The organism is Rhodococcus sp. 66b (genome assembly GCF_002076325.1).
Classification (GTDB): domain Bacteria; phylum Actinomycetota; class Actinomycetes; order Mycobacteriales; family Mycobacteriaceae; genus Rhodococcus_F; species Rhodococcus_F erythropolis.
The window spans coordinates 107,960-117,667 of record NZ_MUZB01000020.1; the positions used below are offsets into that span (position 1 = coordinate 107,960).

Annotated in this window: 5 protein-coding genes; 2 read left to right on the plus strand and 3 right to left on the minus strand. The window is 62.1% G+C overall.

Translation table 11 applies throughout. The annotated features are described in order from the left end of the window. Nucleotides 1–40: 40 nt before the first annotated feature. Together B0E55_RS28390 and B0E55_RS28395 are read right to left on the minus strand one after the other, a co-directional pair. Nucleotides 41–5,524 carry an ATP-binding protein gene (locus B0E55_RS28390; RefSeq protein ID WP_046379971.1) on the minus strand — a complete coding sequence of 1,828 codons (5,484 nt, stop codon included), beginning with the start codon at nucleotides 5,522–5,524 and terminating at the stop codon, nucleotides 41–43. Nucleotides 5,525–6,032: 508 nt separating this feature from the next. Beyond that, nucleotides 6,033–6,803: an HD domain-containing protein gene (locus tag B0E55_RS28395; RefSeq protein ID WP_019749288.1), complete on the minus strand. Its 771-nt coding sequence runs from the start codon at nucleotides 6,801–6,803 to the stop codon at nucleotides 6,033–6,035. 216 nt (nucleotides 6,804–7,019) lie between these two features. Here B0E55_RS28395 and B0E55_RS28400 point away from each other — a divergent pair, with 216 nt between their 5' ends. Continuing rightward, nucleotides 7,020–7,751 (plus strand): GNAT family N-acetyltransferase, encoded by a 732-nt coding sequence (locus B0E55_RS28400; RefSeq protein WP_029255775.1) that lies wholly within the window; start codon nucleotides 7,020–7,022, stop codon nucleotides 7,749–7,751. A gap of 53 nt (nucleotides 7,752–7,804) precedes the next feature. Then, nucleotides 7,805–8,779: a sigma-70 family RNA polymerase sigma factor gene (locus B0E55_RS28405; RefSeq protein WP_003945115.1), complete on the plus strand. Its 975-nt coding sequence runs from the start codon at nucleotides 7,805–7,807 to the stop codon at nucleotides 8,777–8,779. Between the two features lie 72 nt (nucleotides 8,780–8,851). On the opposite strand, the gene B0E55_RS28410 is transcribed toward B0E55_RS28405, so the two are convergent. Continuing rightward, a complete protein-coding gene (locus B0E55_RS28410) occupies nucleotides 8,852–9,262 on the minus strand; it encodes a VOC family protein (RefSeq protein WP_003945103.1) in 411 nt (136 codons plus the stop codon). Between the last annotated feature and the right edge of the window lie 446 nt (nucleotides 9,263–9,708).

A 9,708-nucleotide genomic window follows, 5' to 3' on the forward strand; every position in this document is an offset into this window, starting at 1 on the left:
GGCCCCGCATTTCGCGGGACCGCTCGACGTGCGGAGAAACTTACTGCGCGAGTGCGCGCTTCATGCCGCGTTCGACTGCTGCGATGATCTGCGGACGCAGTTCTGCGGCAGGGACGATCTCATCCACCGAGCCGACCTCTCGGGCCCGCTGGATGTTGTGGATCGCTTCGAATTCGGATGCCACTTCGCCGAGCTTGTCGGAGCGGACGGCGATGCGCTGAGCGTTCAGTTCGACGCGCAGGTGTGCTTTCTCCGTGTCGTCCTTGGCTGCTGCCAAGTCTGCTTCCAGTTGCTGCACCTTCGGGTCGTTGTTGGTGCGGGTGTTCACCTCACGGGTGAAGACCACTGCGGCGGCGGGGGCGCCGCCGAGTACCGAGGCGAACGAACCTTCGACAGCAAGAACTTCCATGTTGTCGTTGAGCGCACCGGAGAATACGACGAACGCGCCGCCGTGGTAGCGGGAAACGACGCAGAACACGATCGGTCCGTCGAAGTTGACGATGGCGCGGCCGATCTCGGCGCCGTACTCGAGCTGGATGTTGCGCAGCGACTCCGGGGAACCGTCGAAGCCGGACAGGTTGGCCAGCACCACGATCGGACGGTTGCCGCTCGCAGCATTGATCGCGCGGGCAGTCTTCTTCGACGAGTTCGGGAACAGCGTTCCCGACGTCCAGGTGTCGGGACCGTCGGCGGGGAAGTGCCCCTTACGTGGGATCGCGCGGGATTCGATGCCCACCACTGTGACCGGATGTCCGGCGAGGTGCGCGTCCAGAACGACCGAGGTGTCGGCGCCGGCCATGTCGGCCCAACGCTCGAGAACCGAGTGGTCCTGGTCGACCACCGAACGCATCACGGTGCGAATGTCGAAGGGCTTCTTGCGATCCGGGTTCTTCGCCGAGGAGAAGATGTCGCCGACCGTCTCGAAGTCGCTCGACGGGTGGGTGTGCGGGAAGCTACGTACGTCGCGATCGACGGGGTCCGTCGTCGCTGCGCGACGCGGGAACCGTTCGCCGGGAGCGAGGTACGAGTGTGCGTAGTGACGGAACAGGATCTCGCACGCCGCAGTGAGGTCGGGGGCCCAGTACTGCGCCTGGCCGTTGGGGCCCATGACGCGGTCGTAACCACCGATACCGAAGTTGTCCTCGGCCGACACACCACCGGAGTAGTCGAGAGACTGCTTGCCGGTCAGCACCATCGCGCTGTCCGGGGTCATCACCAGAATGCCCTTGGTGTGCATCAACATGGTGGCTTCGGCGTTCCAGTAGGGCTGAGCGCCGACGTTGATTCCCGTGACGACGATATTGATTTCGCCGCCGTTCTGGGTGAAGGTGATGATCCGGCGCAGGCCACGGGAGACCCAGTCCATGTTCTCGGTGCCGCTCTCCATCGAGATGGTGGCACCCGAGGACAGCGCAAACCACTCGACCGGAGCGTTCAACTTCTCGGCCAGGTCGATGGCAGCGACCACACGTGAGCATTCGGCCTCGGCCACGGTACCGAGCGCCTTGGTGGGGTCACCGAAGAGCGCGACACGGGTCATTCCCTCGGGATAGCGCGGCGTCGGAGTGTTCACGAGGCCGACGACGATGCCGGCCTTGTTGAGCCCGTACGGACGCTCGACAGGTGAGAGGACGCCCGCTTCGTCGAAGTCGTGCTCGACGAAGGTGCCCTTGGTGCCGGTCAGGAGCGGAATCAGCTCGTACGGGTACACCGTGCCGCGTGCCCGCGAACTCTGGACCTTCTGGGCGTACGCGTCGAGGGGGAGCAGCGGTTCGGTGGGAGGGGTGGTCTTGTTGATGACCACACCGGCACCTGCGCGGTAGGAGAATCGCAGCGCAACTTCCTTGGGCGCGCCACCCTTTCGGTCCTTCAGGCGGGTGATGAGTGTGATCTCTTCGAGCCCGGCGCCGACGGTCAGTCGGGCTGCGTTCTGAGCGATCACGGAGAAGCGTTCGCTGGGAACGTCGGCGACCGGCCACACGTAGAGCACGACGCGGTTGGCTGCCAGTCGACGCTTGTCTCCGCGCTGGGACTGCGCACGGCGGATGCCGTCGAGGCACGCGGCAAGTGTGCGCTCGATGGCCGGAAGCGCAACCATCTGGCCTTCGTCGTCGAGCTGCGGTGTCACGTCACGGATTTCCGCGAGAGCGATCAGGCGCTCGTCCTTCGGGTTCTCCTTGGCGGAGAGGTGGAACAGGTAGGTGTTCTCCGGAGCCGGCAGGCGCTTGCCGTTGAAGTTCTTCAGGCGCCACATGTCCAGACGCTGACCCGTGAGCGGATGCATGTCGCGGATGATGTTGTCCTCGACAAGTTCACCGTCGATCGGGCGGAAGGTGACCCAGCGGACCGGCTCCCCATTCGGATTGCAGATGATCACAGTCGCGCGGCGGGACCGGGTGATCGTCTCGTTGCGCGAGAGTTCGGTGCGCAGCGTCTCGACGAGCGTGTCGCCGTCGGCGGGCTGATTCGGCCAGTCGAGGTAGATGTCGACTACCAGGCCGCGACCGGATGGAGCATCCTGCGCGATTGTGGCGACATCGTCGAGAGCCGTTCCGAGAGCGTCGAATTCGGCCACCGTCGAGACTAGATGTAGCCCGTCGCCCTTGAGGTCGAAGTTACCGGTCACGAAACGGCGGTCGACGTGCTCGAAAACGCGGACGTCTTCGAAGGAGTGAATCTTGTAGTAGCGACGCGTGATGACCTCGAGCAGAGGGCCGCCATCGCGGTTGCCAAGGCCGATCTTTCGACCCAACAGGTCCAGGAGCGGTTCGGGAGTGGCGACGAGGTTGGCGATTCGCTCGTCGAAATCGGCAGCGTCCGGCTGCTCTTCGAGGTAAGCGAGGTTGCCGCGTACTCCGTCGTAGACGTCTTCGCGAACCTTGCGGATGCGCGGCTCGTCGAAGAACCGGAAGCGAAGGTTGCGGGCGACGTCGCCGATGACGGGGTAGCGGACCTGCGTCGCGACGATGAGTCGATCGAGAACCTCGTTGAGCTCCTGAGCCGAGCAACCGGGAGCCTTGTCGCCGACGAGCCAGCCTTCGAGAAGTGCTGCAATGACCGGGATCTGGGCTTCCATGCGCTGCAGAGCCAGGAAGAGTCGGTACACCGCTTCCTCGACGGCCTGGCGATCTTCCAGATCGGTGACGTCGTAGTGGCGAAGTGCCCGTTCGAGTCTCGTGCGGAACGACGCCGGCAAACCTTCGCGCTCGGAGTCGAGTGAGTGCAGGAAGGTGTGGAAGTGCTCGCGGGGGCTGTGGACGGATTCGTCCTTCGCGGACTCACCCGAGGTGGGCTTGTTGCGCGAGAGTTCGCAGATGTCGGCGAAGGTGGTCAGCACAGCCAGTTCGGCCTGTACCAGTTCGCGGTCCTCGGATTCGAGTGCGCTGCGAAGTGCGTCGTACTCGGCCAGAACAGCATTTGCGTGCTTACCGCTGACGTCGTAGCCACTGATCATCGCGGTCAGTGCTTCGAGCTGTGCCAATGCGTCGTCGCGGGCGTCGGAACCGGAAGTTGCCGCCGGAAGATCGAATTGGACTCGCGGAGCCTTCTCCGTGACAGCTTCCTCGCTGACCTGGTCGACGCGCAGGAGCGGCGCGCCGGCATCGACCTGAGAGTTGACGGTAGCGAGAACTTCACGCACCTTGCCCGCGTACGGTGCGCGAACTGCGGTCTCCATCTTCATGGATTCGAGTACGACCAGGGTGGAGCCGGCTTCGACGTCGTCGCCGACCGCGACCGGTACAGCCACCACGACGGCGGGAGCCGGCGCGCGGACCACTCCGGCGTCGTCCTGGCTGATCTGGTGGCTGATGCCGTCGACCTCGACGAGATAGCGAGCCGGGCTCACGACGGAAACGACGTGGAAGCGCCGATCACCGATCACCAGCCGTGACTCGAAGTCGCCGAGACGATCGACGTCGACCTCGATGTCGCCGGCGTCTCCGTCGACGCGGTAGCGGTGCGGGCCGATACGCCCGACGGTCAGTTTGTAAGCCTGACCTTGGTAGTTGAGCTCGACGGTACGGCCGATCGCGTGGTTGGCGCGGGGACGGCCGCCGCGTGCCGAGGCGAGGAAGGCCGCACGCTCGAGGGACTCCTCGGCGTCGTAAGCATCGATAGCGGTGGCGATCAGTGCGACGTCCGCGCGGCGAGTGGTGCCGGTCAGGGCGCCCGTGCGGTCGAGCCAGCCGGTATCCGCGGATGCAGAGATGACCTCGTCGCGATCGAGTAGATCGAGGAGGAACGACTTGGTGGTGGTGCCGCCGTCGAGTACGACTGTGGTTTCACGAAGGGCGGTACGCAGGCGCGCAAGTGCCTCGGAGCGGTTGCGACCCCAGGCGATGACCTTCGCGACCATCGAGTCGTAGTCGGGCGGAATGACGTCCCCGGCAGCGATGCCGGTGTCGACCCGGATGCCGGAGCCTAGCGGGAACTTGAGGAGCTGAACCGTGCCGGGTGCCGGCGCGAAATCGTTGTCCGCGTCCTCGGCGTTGAGACGGGCTTCGACGGCGTGGCCGAATGCGGGCGGGCAGTCACCGACCAATTCGTCACCACTGGCGACCAGAATCTGCAGTTTGACGAGGTCGATTCCGGTGGTGACCTCGGTGATCGGGTGCTCGACCTGCAGACGGGTGTTGACCTCGAGGAACGTGAAGAGCTTGTTCTCGGGCTGGTAGAGGTATTCGACCGTGCCTGCGCCCTGGTATCCGGCTGCCTTGACCAGTTCGGCGGACACCTTCTTGAGGTGGTCAGACTGTTCTTCGGTCAGGACGGGGGAGGAGGATTCTTCGATGACCTTCTGGTTGCGACGCTGAATCGAGCAGTCGCGAACGCCCGGAGCCCAGACATTGCCGTGGTTGTCGGCGATGACCTGTACCTCGACGTGGCGTGCATCGGTGACAAGGCGTTCGAGGAAGACGACGGGGTCGCCGAAGGACCGCTCTGCTTCGCCCTGCGTGCGCTCGAGTGCAACTTCGAGTTCGTCTTCGGCCCAGACTTTGCGGATACCGCGTCCACCGCCGCCGCTTCGGGCCTTGATGATCAGGGGGTATCCGATGGACTGAGCATGACGACGAGCGTCGGCGCGCGTTTCGACCGGTCCGCCGCTCCACGGGGCGACAGGTACGCCGACCTTCTCGGCCAGGATCTTGGCGGCAACCTTGTCTCCGAGCAGGCGCATCGCGTCGGCGCTCGGGCCGATGAACGTGATGCCCAGTTTCGCGACGATCTCGGCGAAGGCGGGATCCTCGGCCACGAAGCCCCAGCCGACCCAGACTGCGTCGGCCTTGGCTGCGAGGAGTGCTCGCTCGAGTTCGGCGTAGTCGAGATACGGGCTGCCGGTGCCGGTGCTGCGCAGGGTCACACCCTCGTCGGCCTGGCGGACGAACATGGCGCGGCGCTCGGCCTCGGTGTGCAGTGCAATGACGCGAATGCCGTAGTCGTGTTCGGCGTTCAGTTCGCGTACAGCCCTGATCAGCCGGACCGCGGCCTCACCTCGATTGACCACTGCGATTCGTTTGAACATTGTCACTGCCACCGTCCTTGATGAGATTCTTCGTCACGTACGTTGCGATATGAGCCGACCGTGTCCCACATACCCGGATTACCTGGTTCGTGAACTACGCCGCGATGCGCTGTGTTTCCCCCGGTTGCGCGTCGGCAAGTGATTGCCCTTCCGGTTCGTAGAGTCCCCTGCGCTCAGGCACGGCGTGCCTTGTACGCCACCCTGCAGGCGTGGACTCAGAACCGCTCCAATCACGAATCAGCAACATATTGTGTCTGCTTCCAGGGAATCCCTGGTTTATCTAAGAATGCAGTATGTCGACGCTCATGTCACCTGGGCGAATTGAAGAATATTAGTCAACGTGAACCACGGTTACACTTATAGCGTTAAATCATTGCGGTGCAATGGAATTCGACCCTGTGACACGGATCACGATGGTAATGAAATTGGCAAGAAAGTGAATACTCGCTGGTAACAAAATCGCGTATTCGGAGAATTCTCCCGATTGCTCGATTATTACTGATCGGTACTACTGGCGAGTATTTTCTATGTCCCCTCGGACTGTATTCGAGAAATCGCCTTCGATGGTTGCAATGTGCTGTGCGATCGCGTCGAGTCCTGCGGGAGGGAGCTGCAATGCGTTGGCGAGAGCAAGCGAAGCCCGCTTGAAGTGCTCCACGAGTGGTTCGTACTTCGTGACCAGCCTCAGCCTGTCGGTCTCGCTCAGGTACTTCACGCTTCCCGCGTTGTCGACGAAGTCGCTGAACTTCACGAGGAACACTGCGGGATCCGCGATCGCGCGGATGACGTGATCCTGGTAGCCGGTGGTGTTGTCGTGCGGGTAGTCGATTGGATTGGTCACTGCCTCAACAAGTTCGGAGATTCTGTGGCCGAAGTGCGAGGCGATGAGTGTTGACGCACGTTCTTGCGCTTCGGATGCAGACATGTCGTCCGCAGTCCGGCCACCGAGGAGTGCGATGACGGCGTGTGGTCGGTCCTCGACCGTGTCGTGAAGCGCGGTTGCGCTCAGGATCTCGACATCGGAGCATCCGTACCGAAGCAGTCGCAACACATTTCGTAGGGGATGAACGATGTAGGGATCCTCGTTTGACTTGATCCCGTTCTTTCTGAACTGATCGAGGTGGGCGAGGGTCGCGACCTCCATGGCGAGCCGCAAGGTTTCACCCGGGAGAGCCATCTCGTCGACGGCGCTCTCGATCGCGAAGACCAGCGTCGCTGCGTCCATTTCCTTCAGAGGTAGCTGGTCGAATGCAGATCTGATCGGGTCGGAGTGGCTCATGGCGAACAGCCTTTCGTTTGGTGTAGGTGTCGCGACGAAAGTCTTTGTGAGAATCTGCCCTCGAACCGTGGTCGTCACCGGGCGTGGGGCGGAAGTCAGAATCATCTTGATTCTATCCGGCGACTACGACGGCAAGTGTTCCTAGCGTTGTGATCGAGGTGGGCGGGGAGTTTCGGTCGCCTCCATCACTGGAAGACTTGGGTAGGAAGAGGTTCGATGACCACGGAGGCGACCCTGGCGTCGTTTGTCGAGACTGTTGACACGGATGTCGACATCCATCCACTGGACGATCCTGTGCGACAAGGTCTTCGCGGACATCATGCGCAATTCGCTCGCTGGGCAGGGAGAGTTGCGCGATACGACCCGACAGTCGCTCCGTTTGTCGGTCATCCGCCCGAGTTGGACGCCGAAGACTGGGAGAACCTACGCACACTCGTAGGTCCAGGCGGCACAGTAGGTTTACGAGGATTTGATCATCAGCCGCCGGAAGGGTGGCGCGTTGTGGATCAGTTCGGCTCGGTGCAGATGGACGGTTCCGCACTCGAAGTCTCCGTTGATCCGTCGGTCGAACTTCTCGGAAGGGGCGACGTTCCCGAAATTCTGGCGTTGATCGAGCGCACCAAGCCCGGACCGTTTCTTCCTCGTACCGTCGAGATGGGGAGCTACTACGGCATTCGCGTCGACGGAAGACTTGTTGCCATGGCGGGGGAGCGGTTGCACCCTCCGGGATGGACGGAAATCAGTGCGGTGTGCACCGACAGCGACTTCCGAGGTCGAGGCCTGGGTACGACGCTGATCCGTGCCGTCGCTGCCGGGATTCGCGAACGCGGCGAGCTGCCGTTTCTCCATGCAGTGCAATCGAATACGAATGCGATCAGACTCTACGAATCGCTGGGGTTCGTTCTGCGGAAGAGATCCCGGTTGACTGCGGTCCAGGCGCCGGCCTGATCGAATTCTCGCCGACGCCTGTGTTTCGGGCGCTCGGCCACTAGTCTGAATAAATGACAGTCGATCAGGCGTTGGACAGTGATTTCCTCACTCTTGCCGATCCGTACCGCCGCGAGTTGCTGGCGCACTGCTATCGCATGATGGGGTCGATTCACGACGCCGAAGACCAGGTCCAGGAGACGTTCATCCGGGCTTGGCGCGGGTTCGACGGTTACAAAGGCCAGTCGTCGCTCAGGACCTGGCTCTATCGCATCGCGACGAATACGTGCCTGACCGCGCTGGAGGGGAGATCGAGGCGTCCACTGCCGACCGGCCTTGGTGCACCTAGTTCGGACCCGGCCGACGATTTGATCGAGCGCAACGAGATTGCCTGGTTGGAACCGATCGCGGATTCGGCGTTGGGCGACGTCAATGATCCCGCCGTCATGGTGGTCAATCGCGATTCGGTCAGGCTTGCGCTGGTTGCCGCGTTGCAGCACTTGTCCGCCCGCCAACGTGCGGTTCTGGTTCTGCGTGACGTTCTCCAGTGGAAGGCGTCAGAAGTTGCGGAGGCCCTGGACACCACAACCACTGCGGTGAACAGCCTGCTGCAGCGGGCTCGCGCGCAGATCAATCACATCGGGCCCACTGAGGACGATCTCGTGGAACCGACTACCGAGGCTGCCCGGAAGTTGCTCCGCGACTACGTGCACAGCTTCGAGAGCTACGACGTCGAGGCCATCGTTGAGCTGTTCACGCGTGAAGCCATCTGGGAGATGCCTCCGTTCGAGGGCTGGTACCAGGGCCCCGAGGCAATCGGGCAGCTCATCGGAACCAAATGCCCGGCCGACGGACCAGGCGCTATGCGGCTGCTACCGACCGCCGCCAACGGCCAGCCGGCGTTCGGCCTTTATATGCGCGAGCCCGATGGGGTTCACCGTGCTTTCCAGTTGCACGTTCTCGATGTCACCGAGTCCGGGATCTCGCACGTCACGTGTTTCTTCGATCTGAGTCTGTTCGCACGGTTCGGATTGCCTGCCGAGCTGTAGGGGCAAGGAGTTGCGCGAGCCCTCCGGTATGGAGGGACCCGCGCGGCTACTCGTTACTGCTGTTGCTCTGCGTTACTGCTGGGGAACAGTCGCAGCCGGGTCCATCCACATGACCTCCCAGACGTGATTGTCGAGGTCGCGGAACGCGCGTCCGTACATGAAGCCGTGATCCTGGGGCTCCATCCACTTGCTACCGCCGGCAGCGATCGCCGCGTCGACGAAGGTGTCGACTTCCTCCCTGCTGTCGGCTGACACGCACATCAGTGCTTCTCGAGCTTTCGACGTGTCACAGATGTCGTCGGCGATGAAGTCCCCGAAACGGGGTTCGTTCAGGAACATGACCGTGGCGGAATCACTGACGATCATCGAGACAGTGTTCTCGTCACTGAACATGTCGTTGAACTCGAAGCCGAGGCCGCTGAAGAACGCCCGGGTAGCGGCGACGTCCTTGACCGGCATGTTGACGAAGAGAAGACGAGACATTGGGTGCTCCTTGAAGTCGGTTGACTGATTACTGAACGCTTCGGTTCCTGTTGGTTCCTGCTCATACAGACCGCAGTGGGCGCGGAAAGTCATCGCGAGAGGCAAAAATTCGAGGAAACTATCGGCTGTTAACCCGAGTCAGTGCTCTGACCTGGCGATTTGGTGTTGTGTTGATCTTCGCGTAACTTTGTCCAGGTCAGAGCGACACGGACACCGACTCCCACCTGCGAGGGTGAGTGACACGAGGTTGTACGAAGTGCATGGCGAACACAATCCAGTTTTTCTTCACGGGGTTCCGGTTTGCGCCGGTGACCTGGTTGGGATAGGCTGGAAAAGTTGCCCCGGAGCGGCGGCCATAGGGTCGTGGTGATGGTGTGTGCGTGTTCTTTGAGAACTCAACAGTGTGTCGATGAATGTCAGTGCCAAATATTTTTTGGTACTTCGCA